The following is a 21,862-nucleotide window of genomic DNA, read 5'->3' as shown; positions in this document are numbered from 1 at the left end:
ACGGTTCGATTCTCTTATCGTTTGAGCCTGTTTTGCTGATAAGCAAAATGATTGGTAGGTCCATGTCCAGCGCCAATATTCAAAGGGAATTTGATGGCTTCATGGACAAAGGTTTCTGCTGTTTCAAAAGCCTCTCTCATGGAGTATCCTTTCGCAATTTCAGCTGTTAATGCCGCTGCAAACGTGCAGCCTGTGCCATGTGTATGTGGGGTATCAATATGTTCGTTTGTGACTTCTATAAAGCCTTTTCCATCATACAACAGATCTGTTATCATACCGCCAGAGGGGCCGTGTCCCCCTTTGATCACGACATGTTTCATACCAAGCTCATATAGACGTTCCGCTGCTAGATAGCGATCCTCTTTTGTCTGAATACGCATGCCTGTCAGCACTTCTGCCTCAGGAAGATTCGGCGTTACGGCATAGCTGACAGGCAGCAAGTGTGTTTTCAACGCAGAGACCGCATCTTCATTTAATAAAGAAGCCCCTCCCTTTGCGATCATGACTGGATCGACAATCAGCTTCATCTCATATTGAACCGTTTTTTCAGCAACCGTATTGATCATTTCGGCACTCCACAGCATTCCTGTTTTGACGGCATCTGGCCGTAAATCTTCTGCCACTGCATCTATTTGGCGCTCTAACGCCTCGATTGAAAGTGGATATATCCCGTGAACGCCAAGTGTGTTTTGCGCTGTAATCGCTGTAATCGCAGACATTCCATATACACCGAGCTCCTGAAAGGTTTTCAAATCTGCCTGAATGCCAGCTCCGCCGCCAGAATCAGAACCCGCGATGGTGAATGCTTTTTTGATCGTCATTTCATCACACCTCTCATTAGCCAATCCATTGATGATAAATGGTTCTTGCTTTGGCCATATCATTTGTACCATGTACAAGTGCTCTGCCATCTTTAAATAAAACAAGCTTATATTCATCCTTTTGACAAGAAAGTAAATACGGATTTTCAAGCACATCCATTCCTGCTTTCTTTAAGCGAATAGCCACTTCGTGTAATGGCGGCGGGATTTCAGCAGCACTGCGGATTTGTACCGTATTGCGGCCGCATAGTACATCTGCCTTCGCTCTCTTTTCATAGGAGAGAAAAGGATATGTCTTCAGCCCACAGCTTGGACATTGCTTCTTCTTTAAGGAACTGGCTGATCGGATGTCAGATCGTTCATTGGTCCATAAATCAAAGGATCTTAAAATTGGCGTCACTTGATGGCCTGTTAAATATTTAAGGGCATCTGCCACTTGATATGCCGCCACCTGCTGCACCACTGGACTAATGATACCGGCTGTATCACAGGTCATGCCTTGTGCGGGTAAATGTTCAAGCAGGCAGTGTAAACATGGCGTCTCACCAGGAATCACAGTGAATTGAATACCATAGCTGGCTACACAGGCTCCGTAAAGGAACGGAATTTGATGTTTGACAGCAGCATCATTTGCAATCATCCTCACCTCAAAATTATCCGCTGCATCCACGATAATCGAAGCCCCGCTGACAAGTTCATCAATATGTTGAGCGGTCACATCGATGACAATTCCTTTGACATGCACGTCACTGTTCACCTGCTTGAGTCTTTTTTCAGCCGCCACAGCCTTTGGCAGCCGATCATGCACATCTTGCTCCGTGTAAAGCTGCTGTCGCTGAAGGTTGCTCCATTCAATATAATCTCGATCCAAAATGGTGACAGATCCAACGCCAGCACGAACGAGCATTTCAGCACTGGCTGTTCCAAGTGCCCCTGCGCCAATAATGACAGCCTTTGAGTCTTTTAACCGCTTTTGCCCCTCTGTGCCGATTGGCTGAAATAGCTCTTGGCGCGAATAACGTGTGCTCAAAATGCCGGCATTCCTTCCTGCGGACTGCTTGCTGTCCCATAGTTTTTCAAAGGAATCCGTCCTGCCTCGAAGCCTAGTCTTCCTGATTCAATCGCCAGTTTCATGGCTTTTGCCATTTTCACAGGGTCCTTTGCACCAGACACAGCTGTGTTCAGTAATACAGCGTCAGCCCCTAGCTCCATCGCATAAGCTGCATCCTTTGGAGAGCCTACACCAGCATCAATAATCACCGGTACCTTCGCCTGCTCGATAATAAATGAGAGATTCAGAGGGTTTAGTAAGCCTTGACCTGAACCAATCGGAGAAGCCCCTGGCATGATAGCATGGACACCGAGCTCTTCTAATTTTCTCGCCAGCACCACATCATCAGATGTATAGGGCAGCACGATAAACCCTTCTTCGAGTAGCATTTCCGCTGCTTTTAACGTTTCGACTGGATCTGGCAGAAGAGACCTTGAGCAGCCAATGACTTCTACCTTGATCATGTCACACAGTCCAGAAGCCTTCGCTAAACGAGCAATACGAACTGCCTCTTCCGCAGTACTTGCACCAGCTGTATTCGGAAGCAGCGTATATTTTGATAAATCAAGCTGCTCCAAAAAATTAGGCTGAGATGCTTCAAAAATGTTCATTCTTCTCACAGCAAAGGTTAAAATTTCTGCTTCTGATACGTTCACGGCTTCTTTTTGAACTTCAAATGATGGATACTTCCCTGTACCAAGTAATAATCTTGATGTGAATGTTTTTCCGCCAATGTGCAGCATGTTGTCATCCTCCTCCTACAAAGTGAACGATTTCAATCGTGTCATTAGATTGAATTTTTACTTGTTGAAACGCTTCTTTGTCAATAATTTCTTGGTTCTTTTCCACGATCACTACTCGATTTTCAAGCTGATAGGCTGATAGCAGATCATAGATCGTTCCATTCTCTTGATCGAAATCAACGATTCTGCCATTCAATTGAATTTTCATACAAACAGTGCCTCCTTTCGGCCAATACGAAACGCGTGAAGCCATTCCTTTTTGACCGGTTCACCTAATATCAGGTCGCAAATGATCTCTCCAGTAATCGGGGCAAGTAAAATGCCATTTCTGTAATGCCCTGCAGCAAAAAGAATACGCTGATCTTCTGGATGTCTTCCAATGTAGGGATGCCGGTCAGTTGTAGCCGGACGAAGACCAGCCCAGCACTGATCAATCGGCATCTCCTTGATCGAAGGCATAAGCTGAGACGCCTTTTGAATCACAGCTTCGATGCCGCCAAGCGTTGGAACAGCCTGCCATTCGTTTGGCTTCATCGTTGCGCCAACGACCAGTTTGCCGCTATCTCGTTGAACGATATAACAATGATCATGGTAAATGGTGTGCGCGAGTGCTGGACCATTATTCCATACAGACACACACTCCCCTTTTACTGGATAAAGAGAATGAGATAATCCAAGCTCTTCAAAAAAACGGCCAGACCATACACCACTCGCTACAGTCAGATCATCACATGTGAATGTTCCCTTCGTTGTTCTAATTGCTAACGCTTCTTTCTCCCGCTTCACTTCGATCACGGGTGTACATTCTTTCACATCTGCCCCGAACCTTACCGCCGCCTGCCAAAATGCCCGGCATACCGCATAAGGTTCGACATGAACATCCTCTTTAATCAAACCTGCCCCTAAGATGTTATCTGCCATTTGAGGCATGCATTTTTTTACGCTGCTTGCGTCAAGCCAATCAAATGTAGACAAATACTGCATCCGGCAAAGTGCTTGTTTCTCTTCTTCTGTAAAGGCTACCTTCATGATACCGCCCGCTGATGTCCGAATATCAATGCCAGATTCATGCTGTAGATCGACTTTTAACTTCTCGTACAATGCCTGGCTTGCTCTGCCTGCTTGAAAAAAAATATCCTCATGACCCTCTCCTTCAGCATGTGCACCGAGCATCCCAGCAGCCGCACTTGTCGTTTGCTTCCCTACCTCATTCGCCTCAAGTAAGACGACATGCTTTCCTGCTTTTGCAAGGTGATAGGCAATGGACATTCCTATGATTCCACCACCAATGATTGCAACGTCATAATGCTTCTTCATAAGGATGCTCCTTTACCTGTTTAGAAAATGCTTGTGCCATCATGCGCGGCTGATGATGAGTAAAAATCCCAGACATGACAGCAATCCCTTTCACATTCGCGTGTTTCAATTCTGGAATGCGGTCAGGTGTCAATCCACCGATCGCCACCACTGGAATAGACAGTGCAGATGTCAGTTCTTTCACAAGCTGTACGCCTCTTGCCTGAAGTCCTGGTTTACAAGTAGTGTCATATACGTGCCCAAACATGACATACTCTGCTCCATTTTTCTCCGCTGCTTTCGCTTCTTCTATCGAATGAACAGAGACACCCGCATGAAGGTGAGGGAATTTTTGCCGCAGCTCTTTTGGCGAAAAGCTATGGCCTGGGAGATGTACCCGGTGAATATTGGTGAGCAGTGCAACGTCTACTCTGTCGTTGATGATGAGCTTCTCTTTCGGTACACCTTCTAAAAAGAGTCTTTTCACGAGATCAACAAGCTCACTTGCTGTTTTAGACCGTTCCCGGATATGAATAAAATCCACTTCAGGTGCGATGGCTTTTATTTGTTTGATCAGTTCATCCACAGGAAGCGAATCATTTGTCACTGCGTGGAGTTCCATTTGCACCAACCCCATCTAAGCATGCTGTTTGCCATGTTTCTTTTTGATACGCCATTTCCCAGAAATGGTACTCGTAATAGCTTGAAATCACAAAATTTTCTTTCATATTGGCCCGTACATGTTCTGGTGCTTTCTCAGCTAGTTCATCAAAGCGGTTGACCTGTTCAAAGACGAGCTCCTTAAACCAATCCCCTCCATATGTCAAAATCCATTCCTGATAAATCGGATGGTCAGGTGTGGTTTGTTTCAGCTTTTCACCCACCTCATAATATAGCCAGTAGCACGGCAATAATGCGGCTAAAATCTCTTCAAATCGTCCGCTTTTCACAGATCGGTACATATGAGAGGTATACGCATAAGCAGTCGGAGAAGGCTTAAAGTTCTCGATGGCTTCATCTGAAATCTGCAAAAGCTCTGTGAACTTTCTATGCAGCGACAGCTCTGCTTCATACGTACCCTGCGCATGATACGCCATTCTGCCCGTCGTATGTAAGTCCTCACTAATCGCTGCGCCATATGCTTGCACCTTTGCAAAATGAGTTAAATAATATGAATCCTGCATCACATAATACGTGAAACGATCGAGTGAAAGCGTGCCATCTCCAATCCCTTTGACAAATGGGTGTGTGAAGCTTCCATTCCACCATGTTGCTGCTGCTTCTTTACATTCAGTTGAAAACGTCATGTTTCTCTCCTCCTGTTTTTCCATATAAAAAAGCCACTTTCCTCGTGGAAAGTGGCTTGGAATTTGTAAAAAGCATAGTCAAAAACCGCACCACTTCCCTACGCAGGTATGAACCTGTTCAGGTAATGAGGGTCTAAAAGTCGACACTTTTATCTCAGCCCTTTTAAAGGACTCCCCTAGTGGATCAAATATATGATGTTGTACTTCTATCTTAATCAGGAATTGTTCATTGGTCAAGGGTTCATTCTTACTCTAATTGGGCTCTTAGTCCTGCCACATACTCACGAGAGCCTGACACAAGCACACGGTCGCCGCTTCTAAGCGTGGTATCTCCATGTGGTACTAAGCTGTCTACCCCTCTGAAAATACGGACAAAGACCAAATCACCGGTAAACGGAAATTCCCTCAGCATGACATTGTGATAACGATGATTGTTCATTTGAATTTGATACAAGGAAGTATCCTCATTTGTTAATAATCGAATCGCATCAGGTGCTTCAATCAAGGCTCTTAGCACCGTTTTAGATGATAGGAAATTAGAAAACGTATCAATGCCTGCTTCCTTCAATGTCAGCTCTGTCTCAGCTTTGTTGACACTAGCAATGACTTGTTTCGCTCCTTCTTCCTTTGCAAATAAAGCAATTTCCTTATTTTTCGTCTCACTGCCTGTTGCGACGACGAGGACATCCTCCTGGCCAACGCCTGCCTTTCGCAGCGTCTCATCGTCGTACTTTTCAATCGATTCGACTTCAAAGATGGAGTCAGCAAGCAGCGCTTCTTTATTTTCTTGAAAGACATGCAAAATCCGAATATCATATTCATCCTGATGTAAATCAAGTGTGACAGGTAAGGTCAGCTGATTTGCACCAATAAAGGTCACACGTTTTTTATGGCTCGCAGCTTGTTCTTTTTTAAACAGCGCTTTAAACCAAACAGGCGTTAAAATACTCGTCAGTACCGCGACTAGAATCAGCGCTCCAGACATTTTATGGTCAATGACTCCGAGCCGCTCCCCGATCGTCGCAGCTGCAATGACGAGTGATAACGTCGATGTTAATAAAAAGCCAGAACCGATCACTTTTTTCATGTCATACCATTTTTTCAAATAAAGAATCGGGATGAGCTTACTAACCAGTAATGCAATAAACAGCAGCGGGATCATGATCATAATGGTTGGGTCCTTGAACAGTGCCCATATATTCAAATCCACTCCGACCATCACAAAGAAGATGGGGATCAAAAATCCGTAGCCAAATGAATCCAGCTGCTGGACAAGCTCTTTATTCGGCGAAAGAAGGGACACAAGTACGCCCGCTAAAAACGCCCCAAGAATATTTTCAGCACCGAGTGATTCAGATAAGGCAACTAAGACTATAATGAGAGTAAAGATCGCCCTTGTCCCAATTTGCACGGTCCCTTTTGACATGGACTGAAAAATTGACTTTGTCTTAAATACGCGGCCAAATAAATAAAGCAGAATGCCCGCAGCAAATAATAAGAGCAGAAGCCACATATTCCCTGTACCATCGCCATAAATGGAGGAAAACACAGCAAGTAAAATCATCGTCACCAAATCAGCAATGACGGCGACAAGCAAGATGATTTGACCGATATTCGTCTGCATTAACTTTTCCTCTTTTAAGGTGGGAACCACGACCCCTAATGAGATGGTCGATATAATGAGCGTCATTAAAAAGGCATTTTGGATAAACCCTGCAAGTACAAACGCATAGGACAGGATAAAAGAAATACTAAATACGCCAACAAAAATAATCGTGGCTGCCTTAAACGTATTTGGTTCTTTTAGACCATTTGGCAGTTCTCGTGCTTTCTTCTTTGACTCAAAAGAAGAAAAATCTATTTCAAGTCCACTTAAAAACATCAGAAAAATAAAACCGAGCATGGATAACGTGTCTAACCATGCATCATGTTCAACTACCAGTTGAAGACCGCTTTTTCCAATGATGAGCCCCATGATGATTTCAGCAACAACGACCGGAATGGTCAGCTTAAATCGGTGCAATAAAAGTGGGGTGAAAAAGGCGACAATAATAACGACAACGAGTGATGAAACAGATGTATGCTCCATTGGCTAAAGCCTCCTAACATTGATGTTTAATCTTTTAAGTTTTACGTTAAAGCATTGATTCTAACAATTGCCTAAATGAAAAGAAAGCCATTCGTTATATGTTCTAAAATTCAAACTTCTTTAACCCCGATGAATGGATGAGAAAGATCAGGAGGAAATCTTATGAAATTTGATATCATTGGAGATATCCACGGCTGCTACGAAGAGCTGCTTACCCTCATACACAAACTAGGATACGAACTCAAACATGGATTACCCGTCCATCCTGATAAGAGAACGCTAGCCCTTGTCGGTGATTTAACAGATCGAGGCCCTCAGTCAGTAGATGTGATGCGATTTGTCATTCATGCCTACGCACACGGCGCGATCCGCTACGTACCTGGCAACCATTGCTTTAAGCTTTATCGCTATTTGAAAGGAAATCCCGTGAAATTACTTCATGGCATCGAAACCACAGTGAACGAAATAAAAAAGCTGCCCCTTCATGAACAAACCAAATTGTCACATGAATTTAAGCAGCTATTTGAGAAGGCTCCGCTTTACGATGTACTCATTCCTGATGAACTGATTATTGCTCACGCAGCGATGAAGGAAAAGGACATTGGAAGAAAGCCGAACAAACAGATGCGATCCTATCTATTATTTGGCGCGGTCACAGGAGAAACATGGCCAGATGGACGACCTGTGCGGAAGGATTGGGCAAAGGAATATCGCGGAAAACCGTGGATTGTATACGGACATACACCAGTGAAAGAACCCCGATTCGTTGGCAGAACCGTCAATATTGATACAGGCTGCGTATTTGGCCACCGGCTGTCTGCCCTCACATATCCTGAGCTTGAAACGGTCTCTGTTCCTTCCTCTATGCCTTATGACGATTCAAGGTTTCAGCATTTCACATCATAAAAAAACCCGGTCCTGCGCTTGCAGGTAGCCGGGTTTCTCTATTTAAAGCAGCAATGATTTCATGTCTTCAGGAAGCGGAGCCGAGAATGTCATTTCCTCCCCAGTCATCGGATGAGGAAAGACAAGAGTCTCACTATGCAGTGCCTGTCGGTTCATCCGCTCACTCGTTCCGCCATATAGCGTATCTCCGATGAGGGGGTGACCAAGATACTTCATATGAACACGAATTTGATGTGTTCTCCCAGTTTCAAGTGATAGAGCCACATCTGACATGTTCAACTCAGCGTCCACCGCTCGCACTGTAAAATGCGTCACTGCTTCCTGTCCAGTATCATCGACCATTCGCTCGATGATACTATCTCCTTTTCGGGCAATTTTTGCACGAATGGTTCCATACTTTTCCGAGATCATGCCATGTGTAAACGCTCTGTATGTTCGTTTGACCGCTCCACTTTTTTGCGCCTTTGATAAAAGGCTGTGGGCAAAGCGATGCTTGGCCACGAGCATGACGCCCGATGTATCACGATCAAGGCGGTTCACCAAATGAACCGTCAGCCGAACAGAATGCTCTGTATAATGGTGCAGCAATCCATTCGCAATACTGTGCTCTGGGTGCTCCCGAGAAGGAATGGACGGGATATATGGCTTTTTATTCAGCACAAGGACATGCTCATCCTCAAATAAAATATCAAGCGGAATCGGAGCAGGCTTCAGCCCTTCACTCACTTTTTCCTCTGGGAATAAAATGGTGAGCCTGTCTCTGTTATGCAGCTTGTATCTCACAGTCACATGCTCTCCATTAATGAGGAGATCACCGCCATCAAATTTAATATCCGCCAGCATTCTTTTTGAAATGCCAAGATCTATTAAATAATTCTTTAAAAGCAGCCCTTCTTCTTTGGCTGTCATGGTTTTGTTTAGCGTAAAGTATTCCAGCGAGAACGACCTCTTTCTTATTCTCCTTTTCCGATAAAGGAATCTTGCACCCTTTTCCAAAACGGAAATGGTCTAAATCGGGCAAAACGGACATTCTCATCGGCTACCCGGCATTGAATGGATTTGACGTCCTTATGAAGCAGCGTCAAATGATCAATGGTTACTTGAAAATCGACATCATTCATCGGTTTAATGACACAAGTATGGTGGTCTGGCAAAATAAGCGGTGAACCGACCGTTCGAAACACTCTGTTGTTGATTGAAGCCATTTCTGCCAGCTGAATGGCTCTAATGGAAGGATGAATAATGGCGCCCCCAAGTGCTTTATTATAGGCTGTACTGCCAGACGGTGTAGACAGACAAAGACCGTCACCTCTGAATGTTTCAAACAGCTGACCCCTAATTTCAACATCTGCCACAAGCGTCCCTTCCATACTTTTAATGGTACATTCATTCATCGCTAAATATTTCTCTTCTCTGCCGCCGTCGTTGTATCTGACAATGACTTCTAAGATCGGATATTCCACAATGTGATAAGGCGTTTTCGCAATAGCTAAGACGAGTTTTTCAATTTCACTTGGCACCCAGTCAGCATAAAAACCAAGATGACCTGTATGAACACCGACAAAAGCTGTTTCATTCAGACGGTTGCTATAGCGGTGAAACGCATAAAGAAGGGTGCCGTCTCCACCAACCGTAATGACAAGATCCGGTTCCTCTTCATTGAGTTCCATCCCAAAATCCAATAAGTAGGTCTGAATTTTATTTTTGAGTGTGTCAGATACAGAATTCCCTTTCGAAGAAACTGCAAATTTCATGAATTCTTCTCCTTTTCCACCTTGCTGCTATGAGAGGGCAGCATCATATTTGATCAAGCTCAGGCTCAGCTGTCGTTTTTCTTTTTCCGGGAAAATGCCACTTGTGCTTCTTGAATTTCCCCTCTAATTTCAGACATCTCATCATCAAGAAGAGATGCTGCCTCAGAAGCTCTTTGAAGGCGCAGCTTGACTTTCTCCGGGATATTCCCGCTATATTTATAATTCAGAGAATGCTCAATGGTCGCCCAAAAGTTCATCGCAAGTGTACGAATTTGGATTTCGACGAGGAGCTGCTTCTCTCCGCTGATCGTTTGCAGCGGATATAACACAACAAGGTGGTACGAACGGTATCCGCTTTCTTTATGTTCTGCAATATAGTCGCGTTTATCAACAACCACAAAGTCTTTTCGTGACTGGAGCATTTTTTTCACGACTTGTATGTCTTCTACAAACTGGCACATAATGCGAAGCCCAGCAATATCCTGCATCGTTTCAATTTCATGCATCGGGATGTTTTTACGCTTTGCCTTTTCTAATATGCTGGCAACAGGTTTCACTCGGCCTGTGACAAATTCTACTGGTGAATGGTCATCCTCGAATTCATACAGCTTTCGAATGCCTTTTAGTTTCACTTTTAATTCTTCGACTGCTTGTTTATACGGTGCGAGGAATTGATCCCATTGTTTTTTGTCCATGAAACTTCCCCCAATTCCATATACCTAATTATTTCAGAGGAATGTGCTCTTCACTTTCTCTTCCATATCTCCGTAATTGGCATTGTCTTTAATATTGTCGATTAAATAATGTAATTCTTGATGAAGCTGAATGAGTTCTAACGAATGTTCTCCCGCTGCCAAATAGACAGGGATGTCAAGATTCATTGCTTCTTTTAATGGAGCCCATGTATGTTCCCCTAAGATAAGATACGAAAAGGACTCCTCGTTTTCAAGTATGTAAACGAACGCAAAGTGATCAGAATCAACAAGCATTTGTCCTGATGCTTTTGCTTTTTGGATTTGCTCTTCTGACGTGGTCGTCAAAATTAGCCTGTCTTCTTTTAAAGTTGCTTCTGTGATTTCAATTCGGTTTTGCATCATGATCTCCTTTACAACAAAGTACAGCTTTATTTTATCATATCAAGTTCAATATTGATAAACCGAACTTTTTGAGAAAATCCTATTTTCTTCTTATAAATGATCCTTTCACATGATTCTCCATTTATTTTGGCACATGTGGAAAGAGAAATAAGAGATAAAAACAGCCTTTTACATGATGAACACACTTCATGTACAATAATCATATTTCCTCTAAATGAAAGGTTGATGTCAAAATGGCACAGGAAATTGAAATAGAGCTAAAGCAATTGTTAATGAAAGAAGAATTTGAACAGCTGAAACAACATTTTCAATTGAAGGATTCGGATTTTCACACACAAACCAACTATTACTTTGATACACCTCAATTTGATATAAAATCTCAATTCGCTGCACTAAGAATGAGAGAAAAAGACGGTCAGTGGGTTCTCACGTTAAAGGAACCACACGAAATAGGCTTGCTCGAAACCCACCAAACGATCGCTCCTCCTTCAAGCCTTGACGATTTTCAGCTGCCAGAAGGTGAAGTAGCTGACAGGTTAGACCATCTGAACATTCAAAAGGATCAAATTGTGTATTTTGGTTCACTTGAAACATCAAGAGCTGAAAAAATGATCAAAGAAGGCTTAATTGTTTTGGATCACAGCCGATATTTAACAGTAGAGGACTATGAACTTGAATTTGAAGTGAGCGACCTGGAAATCGGACAAGCCGCATTCTCCGCATTGCTCCAAAAATTCCAAATCCCTGTACGAAACACGAAAAACAAAGTCGTACGTTTTTATGAAGAGAAAATGAAAACACAGAATAGATGAATTCCTTGAAGGAGGAACATGATGAACGTCAATCAACTTCAATCCTTTATGCAGCTTCAAGCGCTTAAAACGTTACAATCAGACCCTGGACAAACACAAATACCGGCCGGCCAAGAATCGAATGCACAAGCTTCATTTCAGTCGCTGCTGCAAGATTTTTTAGGCGGATCAGAATTATCACGCCTGCCGCTTTCTATTTCTGCGTTTATGGGAACGGACCCATCAACGGCTCCGAACACGCAATACGCACGTACAAACCCATACTTGTCTGCTATCGCTGGCAGTGAGCAGCTTCAATCTCCATCTTCATATGCGAATGACGCTCAATTGAATACAGCGAACGGCATTGGGAATGTCTTAAACAACAGCTACACGCCGCCGCTTCAAAAGGCTGTTTCAAACGGCTCATCATCAAAAGAAATTAATCAAATCGTGTCACAAATGGCTCAAAAGCATGGCGTTCCAGAGAAGCTGATTCATGCGGTCATCAAGCAAGAATCCGGCTATCGTACGAATGCAGTCAGTCATGCAGGAGCACTTGGCCTCATGCAGCTTATGCCATCTACTGCTAAGTCACTTGGTGTGAATAATGCCTTTGATGCGGCTCAAAACATCGAAGGCGGCACGAAGTATATAAAACAAATGCTTCAGAAATATAATGGAAATGTCTCACTCGCCTTAGCTGCTTATAATGCAGGCTCAGGAAATGTTGATAAATACGGTGGCATACCACCATTTAAAGAAACACAAAATTATGTAAAGAAAATCACAGCACAATATTTCGCTTAAACCGAAGAGAATAACCTCTTCGGTTTTTTGTATGTCGCTTTTCACCCTTTTTTGACTGAATGTGTTATGATATGGTCAATTGATCACGGAACCCGCCTCTCCCCTTATTTCCAATAGACCAAAGCGGTTTGTTTGTGGAATTGAGTTGAGGTTGTTAAAATAAGTATACAAGAATAGAAACAATAAAATAGAACAAACTGAATATCACTTTTGAAATAAATGAATTTACAATAGGGCGCTTCATCCTATTAACTACGAGTAAAAGGAGTAGTCAACATGGTACAATCGTTTAACGCACCTTACGAAGCGGTTGGAGAGGAACTTCTATCGCAACTTGTTGATACTTTTTATGAAAATGTAAAGTGTCATCCTTTGCTTCATCCTATTTTCCCGGATGACTTAAAAGAAACAGCAAGAAAACAAAAACAGTTTTTAACTCAATATTTAGGCGGACCCTCGCTTTATACAGAGGAGCATGGCCACCCTATGCTGCGGGCGAGACATCTCCCTTTTCCGATTACTGAGGAGCGGGCTGACGCATGGCTTGAATGCATGGAGGATGCGATGGATCAAGTAGGATTAACCGGCGATATTCGTGACTTTTTATTTGAGCGGCTTTCTCTAACGGCTCGTCATATGGTCAATCAAACACCTGAAAAGGATGGACGATCTTGAGCTGCAATACGCACGATCAATATTTCTCACACTGTCACGGACATCCTCAAAAGCCGATTGAAATCTATGTATTCATTGACCCTCTAAGTCCAGACTGCTGGTTATTAGAGCCATCCATTAAAAAATTGAAAATGAAGTACGGCCGTTTTTTCACTTTACGAACGGTGACAAGTTCTAGTATTAATGCATTGAATCGAAAACGAAAAAAGCATTTACTGACCGAAGCATGGGGGAAATTTGCTACCAAAACTCAGACCAAAAAAGAACAAATGCTGTCCGAACAAATTGTGACTTCTCCCTACCTCGCCTCGCTTGCATTAAAAGCGGCTGAGCTTCAAGGCAGAAAATGCGGAATGAAGTTTCTGCGTCTCATTCAAGAATCACTTTTTTGCCATCAGCAAGATGTGACAAGTGAACATGTGCTGCTAGAAAATGCAAAAAGTGCTGGACTGGACATCGAGGAATTCCAGCGCGATATTCATTCTCAAAGTGCTGTTAAAGCACTACAATGTGATATGAAAATTGCAGCTGAAATGGACGTATCTGAGCTTCCGACCTTTGCCTTTTTTAATACAGTAAACGGGGATGAAGGATTAAAAATTTCAGGTGCGTACTCTTATGATGTATACGAGGAAATCCTTTTTGAAATGATTGGTGAAAAACCAACACCTTCAGAACGGCCTCCAATTGAATGGTTTATTGCTTACTTTCAATTTGCATCTGCAAAAGAGATTGCTGTCGTTTATGACCTGACACTTGAAGAAGTTGAACGAGAAATGAAAAAGCTGGCTTTCGCTAAAAAGGTAGAACGTGTACAAGTACATCAAGAAATGTTTTGGCGCTATAAAGTAGATGATCATCATTCAGATCTTGATCTCTACCGCTGTGAGAATGAACATGGGTGCTGACCCATGTTTTTTCTTTACCCTAAAAAGGAACATACATTCTATTTTTAAGCACGAAGAAACCGCGCCGGGATAAGCGCGGTTTCACTATGTCTTAACGACAACAAAGGGGATGGGAGAAATTTTTCACGGTCAAACAAAGGGGTAATGTTTGTATGTGATTAATTTCACATCTGTAGTATATCAAATTTTGTCGACTTATGACAACAGATATACTATATGTTCATATTTTTGTCACAAAACATAAGAGGGTTGTCACTTTCATATAGTGAAAGTAACGAAAAAATGGAGGGATCTGCATGCGCAGCACAACCATTGGACTTGTTTCCATTGGCTTATGTTTCTTTTTAAATATATTAGGCTTAATGAAAATGCTTCCTCTTTATCTAACATCCCCACTCTTATTTGCTTCTATTCTTTTTACACTTTATCGAATGAACCACCGGAAGACCTTTAAGGGATTTAAAGGGTGATGATAAGGAACGGCCTCTACATGCGAAGAGGTCTTTTTTTATGAGAAAAAAACTCCTGTCAAAAGATGAGTTTGCACTCACGCGTCTGACAGAAGTCTTTTCATCACTCACCCGTTTTAGAGATGAGCTCTTCCATTTCTTTCAGCTTTTCTTCGAACAATTGACATGCTGCTTTGATTGGTTCTTTGGAAGCCATATCAACGCCTGCTTTTTTCAACACATTGATTGGATAATCAGAGCTTCCTGCTTTAAGGAAGTCTGTGTAGCGCTCCACCGCAGGATTTCCTTCTTCTAATATTTGCTTGCTTAATGCCTGAGCAGCACTATAGCCTGTTGCATATTGATAGACATAATAGTTGTAATAGAAGTGAGGAATTCTCGTCCATTCTAATCCGATTTCTTTATCCACAACCATGCCGTCTCCAAAATACTTCTTATTCAGGTCGTAATAAAGGTTCGTCATAAATTCCGGCGTTAAAGCCTCTCCTTCTTGCGCTTTCACATGAATAAGATGCTCAAACTCAGCAAACATCGTCTGTCTGAATACCGTTCCTCTAAATCCTTCTAACAAGTGATTTAACACATACAAACGCTGCTTTTTATCATCTAGGTGATTCAGCAGGTATTCGCCTAGTAACGCTTCATTTGTCGTAGAAGCCACTTCAGCTACAAAGATGCTATAGTTTCCATACGGATATGGCTGGTGCTTTCTTGTATAGTAGCTGTGGACAGAGTGCCCAAATTCATGAGCCAGAGTAAATAAATTATCAATATTATTTTGCCAGTTCATGAGGATATATGGATTTGTGCCATAGCTTCCAGATGAATACGCACCGCTGCGTTTCCCTTTATTCTCATAAACGTCTACCCAGCGATTGCTCAGTCCCTCTTTTAACACGGACACATATTCTTCTCCTAATGGCGCTAACCCTTTTAGCATATAATCCTTTGCTTCATCGTAGGTTAGCTTCATACCAGCATCTTTTACAAGTGGTGTATATAAGTCATAATTGTGCACTTCATCAAGCTTTAATACCTTTTTACGCAATTCAATATAACGGTGTAATAACGGTAAATATTGATGAACTGTATCAATCAGATTGTCATATACTTCTTCTGGAATACTGTTCCGAGATAGTGCCGCTTCTCTTGCTGAGTTATAATTTCGTACTTTTGCATAAAAATTATCCTTTTTAATCGAACCGCTCAGTGTCGAAGCAAGCGTGTTTTTATACTGATCATACGTTTTATACACAGCTTTAAAGGCATTCTTTCTCACTTCACGGTCATCACTGTTTAAAAATGTGATAAAGTTGCCGTGGGTAATCTTCTTTTCTTCCCCATTTTCATCCTTTACAGAAGGGAACGAAATATCAGCATTGTTAAACATACTAAAAGTAGTAGATGAAGTTGAGAGTGGTTCAGAGGCCTCAGCTAATAAAGCTTCTTGCTCCTCACTTAAAATATGTGGACGCTCTTTATTAATTTCTTCGAGAGCATGGGAATACAGTTTTAATTCTTCTTTTTCCAGAATAAACTGCTGCAACTTATCTTCTTGAATCGATAAAATCTCTGGAACAATATAAGCAGAAGTACTAGAGAGCTGTGTAAATAAATTCGATGCTTTATCATTCAGCGCTTGAAATGATGAGTTAGTTGTATCCTCATCGTATTTCATGTGCGCATATGTATAAAGCTTACCAAGCTTTTCAGAAAGCTGATCCTGAAAGGTTAGGGCTTCATACAGCACATCAGCAGAATGGGCCAGCTTGCCTTTAAATTGGGCTAGCTTAGGAATTTCTTTTTTGACAGCTTCGAATTCCTTGTTCCATGCATCAACGCTTTCGAAAATATCTTCAAGACGCCATTTGTTTTCTTCTTTTACTTCGCTTCTGTCTGGTAAATGGTTATTTTTGCTTTGTGAAGTCATATGAATCCCCCTTGCATAAGTTGTGTTGAACCAACCTTTCGGAAAGTGAAAGAAATTGGTGTTGTATTTATCTTCTTTGTTTTGAACTATATTTGTCAAATCATATGCAGAAATAAATACCAAACAGACTAAAAAAATAAGAAAAAAGCGTTTCTTTCTATTCAATCGCAGCACCACCTTTTTCTTATCATGATCAAAGTGGGCATGAAACATGCTAATGAAATAAGAAAGCATCTCGTTTGAACGCTTCATCTACTGTTCGTATCGGCATTTGATTCGACGCTACTTCATAATTACCCTCTTTCGTCATGTGTAAAAACCCTTGTCTGACAAGCGCCTTAACATATGCAGTGATGACCTCTTGTATTTCTTCTATTGAAACATCACCGTATCGGAGCTTTACTTCTTTCATCTGGACACACCGCTTGATTTCTTTCATCAGCAGTTGAACCGTTACTGGACTGCTTCCTTTTTTCCTCATCATCCAATCATACAGACACCCCTGCCAGACATAAACAGGACTTGTAAAAATATACGTTTCTTTCAGCGGGATAAATAATTCAGTTGGCAGAAAAGGGAAAGCCATTTGATGATGCTCATAGAAAATGTCTCTCAACCGTTTGCTTTCATTTGATAAAATGCGGGGAGGCCGCTGCCTAAATTGCTGTATACATCTAAGCCATTGCTTGTAGACTGGACGCTTGCTTGAGGGCTGAGATAGGAGCGCCGAAAGTTCGCGGTATGCTGTTGGCGGTCTGACAGTCATGGCGGCACATATTTTCGTTGGTTGAAATACGAGAAGTTGAGCAAGATGGATGAATCTATTCTGGAGCGGACAGTAAAAAATCAGACTCCCTTTCTGTGATTCCCTTAACATTCCCCAATGAATGGAGGAGAAGGAAAAGAGCTGGGCAGATATTCGCTTTAAACGATTTGCCCCTATTACCCATATAGGGATGAGCCCCGCTTCACGGAGCCCTGCTGTTCTTTTACGCAGCTCTTGCCGGGAAATATTTGAAGATTGATATTCAATTGCATAGCTTGTTCCTCCAATAGAGACGGCCACGTCAGGACGCTGATGAACTTTTGACACATACTTTTCAAGCACCGGTTTATGTCCCAGCTGCTGAAGCCAATTCATGATGGCTTCTTTCCCCGCCTGATGATAAGCCGTTTCGCCTGAGGCTAGTGGACATGCTGTCAGCTGTTTATGTGCAAAATGATAGACACGTTGTTCACCAAGCTTTAATTGCACCTCCTCCCTGCAATCAGGACAATAAAATTTGCATGTCGTTCTTACATGCTCCAGCCGGTTTTTCGATAAATGATGTGTAATTCGAATAAGCTTTCCATTATCCATGATCGCTGTATTCATTCAGCTCGCCCCTTACTCTTTGATGACCGTATTATAGCTTGTTCGTCTATTATGAAGCGAATAGGCAAAATGAACTTTTATCGTATCAAAACATGATTTTACTGATGTTTTCCTGAGGAAAATGAAAAAACCCCCTGATAAAAAGGGGGAAAATACAATCTTTATAGTAATGGTGATAATAATCTTGCTGTGGATTCAAACAGTCTTACCCTTAACGGTCTCTTTGCAAATTCTTCTGGGACAATTTCATGCGACTGCTCTAAATCACCTAAGAAGTCGTTCACGAGCTTCTCTGTGCTTTTCGTTTTATATAGGAAGGCATTCACTTCAAAATTCAAATGAAAGCTTCTCATATCCATGTTGGCCGTTCCTATCGAAGCCAGCTCGCTGTCCACAATGATAAATTTACTATGCATAAAGCCTTGATCATACTCATACACCTTTGCTCCTGCTTCTAAAAGCTCTGGGAAGTATGAACGGGACGCATGGAAGACGATCCGTTTATCTGGATTCTTCGGAGCAATAATCCGTACGTCTACTCCGCTTAATGCAGCAATTTTCAATGCAGACAAAATATCATCATCCGGCACAAAATACGGTGAAGCGATCCAAATAGACTTTTTGGCAGAGATAATCATGGAGAAAAAGAGATTTTTAATGACCTCCCACTGTTTATCAGGACCGCCAGCAATCATTTGTACGCCTTCTGTTGTGCTCTCAAGGTGGCTGAAATCTTTGAAGTAGTCCACACCTGCGCATCTCTCATTCGTCATATAGTACCAATCCTGCATGAAAATCTGCTGCAGGTCACGAACAGCTTCCCCCTTAATCATCAAATGCGTGTCACGCCAAAATCCATATTGTCTGCTTCTGCCCATATATTCGTCTCCAATGTTCAGCCCGCCGACAAATCCGGCTTCTCCATCAATCACGACAATTTTTCGGTGATTTCGGAAATTGATTTTATTATTTAACAGGGGGAGCCTGACTGGTAAAAACGGAACGATCTGAACGCCAGCCTTTTCGAGGTCAGCAATATATTGACGAGAGAGCTTTAAGCTTCCTACATCGTCATATAAAAAGCGGACAATCACGCCATTTTTCGCTTTATCAATTAGAATATCCTTTAATTCTTGCCCAAGGTCATCGTGGCGGAGAATATAATATTCTAGATGAATGTGATGTGTCGCTTTTTTGATTTCTTCAAAAATATGAGAGAATGTTTCTTCTCCATTGGTCAGGACTTTAGAGGACGTGCGATACGTAATAGGGGTATGTCCAAGTCTGTGAGCCAGCTTAAATAAGAGCTGCTGATGATCACCCATATGCGTCATTTTCTCAATCGCTTCTCTATGAATATGTTCATCTTCCTGGATTAACTGTTCGTCCAGGATGGCTTTCTTTTCAAACAGCCGGCGCTTTTTGATATTGCGTCCAAAGAAAATGTAGAACAAAAAGCCGAATAACGGAAAGCTGCCAAGCAGGACAAGCCACGTAATCGTTTGAGATGGATTCCGGTTCTCCAAGAATATGACAAACCCGATGAAGATAATCGATAAAGTGAATAGAACACTGACAGAACTTAATACACTTACCGCTAAATCACCGGCAATTAATTGAATGACTAAATAAGCACCTATCGTAATGATAAGAAAAAATAGAACTTTGACTAAATTTCTCATTTCATTTTCTCCTTGCCGATCTCTTTATTTACCTATTCATTCAGATAAAAAAGCCGATTCCTCTATAGAAATCGACTTTTGTTGGTTACGAGAAGTGCTGTTGAATCGTTTCAAGGGCGTTTCCTTCGATAATCAGCTGACCGTATTCTTTCAGTCTGTAAATGCTGACCACTGATTCATGAGCATATTCAAGCAAAATGCTGAGCTTATTCTCCACTTGCTCATCTGACAAATCCTCGTGGAAGTCAACATATAGATAATAACGGTTTTCAAACGAATATAAACTTGTGGTAAAATCCTGCATATTTAATTGAGAAAGTGCAATCAAATCTTCAAAGTCATCCATTTTCAACACAAATTGAAGTTGAAGTTTTTTGTCTTTCTCATTATGGTCTTCTTGATCCTGCTCTTCTTTTTGAAAATCATCAAGCAGTGCGTCTAGACTTTCTTCATCTGTTTGATCTTTTTTATCTTCTGGAATCGGCAATTCGAGCTTTTGTCCATCTTTAGAAAGTTGGGCTTTCGTCACGACAATTTCAAGACCTTTGTCAAGTGCCTGCACTTGAATCCAAAGCGGTCCCTCTACTGCAAATTCTTCTTCTTCGTGCACTTCGTCCATTACTTCCCAAAACAGCTCTTCACTGCGTTCACGATTATACCAAATCTCTTCACGGTCAAATCCGCGATCTTCAATATCACCGTAGGAAATATAAAATTTCACTGTATGTTCATTAATTCTTTCAATTTCCATTTTGCCAACCTTCCCTTCTATATAAGATGTTGAAGGGACATACAAGCTCCCAATTAATAGTACTTTACTACACTTTACCCGTTCCGTCTACATGTTAACCGTTTAAAGAATTGAGGTATTACTTCGTACTGTCTATTTTATGATAAAACATGAATAAAAGAAATAAAAACGCATTTTTTGCAGAGAAAACTTGTAGAAACATATATTTGAATTGTCTTCATATATTGGTTGTACGAGCTCTATTAGACATGAGGTGAAATGGATGGAAACAGAGTGGATCGTATCCTTACTAATGATTATTGGCATAGATCTGATTTTAGGCGGGGATAACGCGTTGATCATTGCGATGGCTAGCCGCAGCTTGTCAAATGACAAACGCAATAAAGCCATATGGATCGGCACACTTTTGGCAGTGCTGATGAGAATTATGATGACGGGTGCCGCAGTTTATTTATTGACCATCCCTTATTTGCAATTTATCGGCGGGCTTTTTCTCCTTTATATAGGATACAATTTGTTAATTGAACAAAAGAAAGAATCGATTCGCATTAAAAGCAGCGGCTCCCTTTGGCGTGCGGTTCAGACCATTGTGATTGCAGATCTCTTTATGTCACTTGATAATGTGATTGCAGTTGCAGGTGCGGCAAAAGGCAACATGCTGCTGACCGCTTTCGGCCTTATGATTTCAGTACCGATTATTATTTGGGGAAGTAAACTGATTCATGCCGCTTTAACCAAATTCCCGTTTCTTTTATACGGAGGAAGTGCTCTTTTGGCTTTTACTGGCGGTGAAATGATTGTTCGTGATGTGAAATTGAATGAATTTATGGCTCAGCATGCGACTCTCGAATTTATGCTTCCGTTTTTAACGGTCGTAATGGTCATTTTAGCCAGCCTATTTTACGAACAAACAGCTGAAAACAAATAAAAAAAGCTGCCAAATGATCGGCAGCTTTTCAATTTTCTATTAGTTAGCAAGTCGCTGAGCTTCTCTTAGTTGGAATGTACGAACCGTTCTTGGAAGGAAACGTCTAATTTCATCTTCATTGTAGCCAACTTGTAGTCTTTTTTCATCCAAGATGATTGGACGTCTTAAAAGACCTGGATGCTCATTGATCAGTTTATACAATTGTTGAAGCGGCATTGTCTCAACATTCACATTTAGCTTTTGAAATACTTTTGAACGTGTTGAGATAATTTCATCTGTACCGTCTTCAGTCATTCGAAGAATTTCTTTGATTTCATCGATTGAAAGAGGCTCAGAAAAGATGTTTCTCTCTTGATACGGGATATTGTGCTCTTCTAACCACGCTCTTGCTTTTCTACATGATGTACAGCTTGGTGATGTGTATAATGTTACCATAAATCTTCACTCCTCAATTTGTAGAATGAATATTGATCTGTAT

Annotated in this window: 24 protein-coding genes, 1 pseudogene and 1 riboswitch; of the genes and pseudogenes, 7 read left to right on the top strand and 18 right to left on the bottom strand. The window is 41.7% G+C overall.

Annotated elements, in window-relative coordinates:
- Window positions 1–14 precede the first annotated feature (14 nt).
- From thiD to GKC25_RS05485, 8 genes are all read right to left on the bottom strand, one after another.
- On the bottom strand, window positions 15–821 hold the full coding sequence (thiD, locus tag GKC25_RS05520) for a bifunctional hydroxymethylpyrimidine kinase/phosphomethylpyrimidine kinase (protein ID WP_342689930.1): 807 nt from the start codon (window positions 819–821) through the stop codon (window positions 15–17).
- Between the two features lie 16 nt (window positions 822–837).
- Complete coding sequence (locus GKC25_RS05515; protein ID WP_095285023.1) at window positions 838–1,851, bottom strand: thiazole biosynthesis adenylyltransferase ThiF; 1,014 nt, start codon at window positions 1,849–1,851, stop codon at window positions 838–840.
- A complete protein-coding gene (locus GKC25_RS05510; RefSeq protein WP_034663204.1) occupies window positions 1,848–2,615 on the bottom strand; it encodes a thiazole synthase in 768 nt (255 codons plus the stop codon). Before GKC25_RS05510 ends, GKC25_RS05515 begins: the two co-directional genes overlap by 4 nt.
- A 4-nt stretch (window positions 2,616–2,619) precedes the next feature.
- Window positions 2,620–2,823 carry a sulfur carrier protein ThiS gene (gene thiS / locus GKC25_RS05505; protein WP_034663206.1) on the bottom strand — a complete coding sequence of 68 codons (204 nt, stop codon included), beginning with the start codon at window positions 2,821–2,823 and terminating at the stop codon, window positions 2,620–2,622.
- Window positions 2,820–3,932, bottom strand: coding sequence for a glycine oxidase ThiO (gene thiO, locus GKC25_RS05500; RefSeq protein ID WP_342689929.1), 1,113 nt, complete (start codon window positions 3,930–3,932; stop codon window positions 2,820–2,822). The genes thiS and thiO overlap by 4 nt, the downstream gene beginning before the upstream one ends.
- Window positions 3,916–4,533 (bottom strand): thiazole tautomerase TenI, encoded by a 618-nt coding sequence (gene tenI, locus GKC25_RS05495; protein ID WP_034663211.1) that lies wholly within the window; start codon window positions 4,531–4,533, stop codon window positions 3,916–3,918. The genes thiO and tenI overlap by 17 nt, the downstream gene beginning before the upstream one ends.
- Window positions 4,508–5,218: a thiaminase II gene (gene tenA, locus GKC25_RS05490; RefSeq protein ID WP_034663213.1), complete on the bottom strand. Its 711-nt coding sequence runs from the start codon at window positions 5,216–5,218 to the stop codon at window positions 4,508–4,510. The genes tenI and tenA overlap by 26 nt, the downstream gene beginning before the upstream one ends.
- Before the next feature lie 78 nt (window positions 5,219–5,296).
- Window positions 5,297–5,406, bottom strand: a riboswitch (TPP riboswitch).
- Window positions 5,407–5,465: 59 nt separating this feature from the next.
- Entirely contained in the window at window positions 5,466–7,307 is a 1,842-nt protein-coding gene (locus GKC25_RS05485; RefSeq protein WP_034663215.1) for a monovalent cation:proton antiporter family protein, read from the bottom strand.
- Window positions 7,308–7,469: 162 nt separating this feature from the next.
- On the opposite strand from GKC25_RS05485, the gene prpE reads away from it, so the two are divergent.
- On the top strand, window positions 7,470–8,213 hold the full coding sequence (gene prpE, locus GKC25_RS05480) for a bis(5'-nucleosyl)-tetraphosphatase PrpE (protein WP_034663218.1): 744 nt from the start codon (window positions 7,470–7,472) through the stop codon (window positions 8,211–8,213).
- A gap of 42 nt (window positions 8,214–8,255) precedes the next feature.
- Here prpE and GKC25_RS05475 read toward each other — a convergent pair whose 3' ends face one another.
- The 4 genes from GKC25_RS05475 to GKC25_RS05460 all read right to left on the bottom strand — a co-directional run bounded on the left by GKC25_RS05475 (window position 8,256) and on the right by GKC25_RS05460 (window position 11,061).
- On the bottom strand, window positions 8,256–9,122 hold the full coding sequence (locus GKC25_RS05475; protein ID WP_262417141.1) for an RluA family pseudouridine synthase: 867 nt from the start codon (window positions 9,120–9,122) through the stop codon (window positions 8,256–8,258).
- Window positions 9,123–9,166: 44 nt separating this feature from the next.
- Window positions 9,167–9,967, bottom strand: a complete 801-nt coding sequence (locus GKC25_RS05470) for an NAD kinase (protein WP_034663225.1) — start codon at window positions 9,965–9,967, stop codon at window positions 9,167–9,169.
- Between the two features lie 65 nt (window positions 9,968–10,032).
- Window positions 10,033–10,662, bottom strand: a complete 630-nt coding sequence (locus tag GKC25_RS05465; RefSeq protein ID WP_034663227.1) for a GTP pyrophosphokinase — start codon at window positions 10,660–10,662, stop codon at window positions 10,033–10,035.
- A 33-nt stretch (window positions 10,663–10,695) separates the two neighbouring features.
- Entirely contained in the window at window positions 10,696–11,061 is a 366-nt protein-coding gene (locus GKC25_RS05460; RefSeq protein WP_034663228.1) for a hypothetical protein, read from the bottom strand.
- 236 nt (window positions 11,062–11,297) lie between these two features.
- Here GKC25_RS05460 and GKC25_RS05455 point away from each other — a divergent pair, with 236 nt between their 5' ends.
- From GKC25_RS05455 to GKC25_RS05435, 5 genes are all read left to right on the top strand, one after another.
- On the top strand, window positions 11,298–11,876 hold the full coding sequence (locus GKC25_RS05455) for a CYTH domain-containing protein (protein ID WP_034663230.1): 579 nt from the start codon (window positions 11,298–11,300) through the stop codon (window positions 11,874–11,876).
- A 21-nt stretch (window positions 11,877–11,897) separates the two neighbouring features.
- Window positions 11,898–12,665, top strand: a complete 768-nt coding sequence (locus GKC25_RS05450; RefSeq protein WP_034663232.1) for a lytic transglycosylase domain-containing protein — start codon at window positions 11,898–11,900, stop codon at window positions 12,663–12,665.
- Between the two features lie 276 nt (window positions 12,666–12,941).
- Entirely contained in the window at window positions 12,942–13,340 is a 399-nt protein-coding gene (locus GKC25_RS05445; protein WP_003211417.1) for a thiol management oxidoreductase, read from the top strand.
- Window positions 13,337–14,248, top strand: coding sequence for a ClpXP adapter SpxH family protein (locus GKC25_RS05440; protein ID WP_034663234.1), 912 nt, complete (start codon window positions 13,337–13,339; stop codon window positions 14,246–14,248). The genes GKC25_RS05445 and GKC25_RS05440 overlap by 4 nt, the downstream gene beginning before the upstream one ends.
- Before the next feature lie 296 nt (window positions 14,249–14,544).
- Window positions 14,545–14,718, top strand: a complete 174-nt coding sequence (locus GKC25_RS05435) for a hypothetical protein (RefSeq protein WP_034663238.1) — start codon at window positions 14,545–14,547, stop codon at window positions 14,716–14,718.
- A 103-nt stretch (window positions 14,719–14,821) separates the two neighbouring features.
- On the opposite strand, the gene pepF is transcribed toward GKC25_RS05435, so the two are convergent.
- The 5 genes and pseudogenes from pepF to GKC25_RS18480 form a co-directional block, all read right to left on the bottom strand.
- On the bottom strand, window positions 14,822–16,648 hold the full coding sequence (pepF, locus tag GKC25_RS05430) for an oligoendopeptidase F (RefSeq protein WP_302621039.1): 1,827 nt from the start codon (window positions 16,646–16,648) through the stop codon (window positions 14,822–14,824).
- Window positions 16,649–16,862: 214 nt separating this feature from the next.
- The gene (locus GKC25_RS05425; protein ID WP_034663244.1) at window positions 16,863–18,023 is read right to left on the bottom strand and encodes a competence protein CoiA; all 1,161 of its coding nucleotides are present in this window, start codon (window positions 18,021–18,023) and stop codon (window positions 16,863–16,865) included.
- A 161-nt stretch (window positions 18,024–18,184) separates the two neighbouring features.
- A complete protein-coding gene (gene cls, locus GKC25_RS05420) occupies window positions 18,185–19,705 on the bottom strand; it encodes a cardiolipin synthase (protein ID WP_034663247.1) in 1,521 nt (506 codons plus the stop codon).
- An 85-nt stretch (window positions 19,706–19,790) separates the two neighbouring features.
- Window positions 19,791–20,456 carry an adaptor protein MecA gene (gene mecA, locus GKC25_RS05415; RefSeq protein WP_012009573.1) on the bottom strand — a complete coding sequence of 222 codons (666 nt, stop codon included), beginning with the start codon at window positions 20,454–20,456 and terminating at the stop codon, window positions 19,791–19,793.
- A pseudogene (locus GKC25_RS18480) lies at window positions 20,423–20,543 on the bottom strand (hypothetical protein); the annotation flags it as partial. The gene mecA and the pseudogene GKC25_RS18480, both read right to left, overlap by 34 nt.
- Before the next feature lie 175 nt (window positions 20,544–20,718).
- On the opposite strand from GKC25_RS18480, the gene GKC25_RS05410 reads away from it, so the two are divergent.
- Window positions 20,719–21,384 (top strand): TerC family protein, encoded by a 666-nt coding sequence (locus GKC25_RS05410; protein ID WP_034663251.1) that lies wholly within the window; start codon window positions 20,719–20,721, stop codon window positions 21,382–21,384.
- Between the two features lie 39 nt (window positions 21,385–21,423).
- Here the strand turns inward: GKC25_RS05410 and spxA are convergent, their stop codons facing one another.
- Window positions 21,424–21,819: a transcriptional regulator SpxA gene (gene spxA / locus GKC25_RS05405; RefSeq protein ID WP_003211421.1), complete on the bottom strand. Its 396-nt coding sequence runs from the start codon at window positions 21,817–21,819 to the stop codon at window positions 21,424–21,426.
- Window positions 21,820–21,862 lie beyond the last annotated feature (43 nt).

Origin of the sequence: Bacillus pumilus (assembly GCF_038738535.1) — a bacterium.
GTDB lineage: Bacteria > Bacillota > Bacilli > Bacillales > Bacillaceae > Bacillus.
This window is presented reverse-complemented; position numbering and strand designations above follow the sequence as displayed.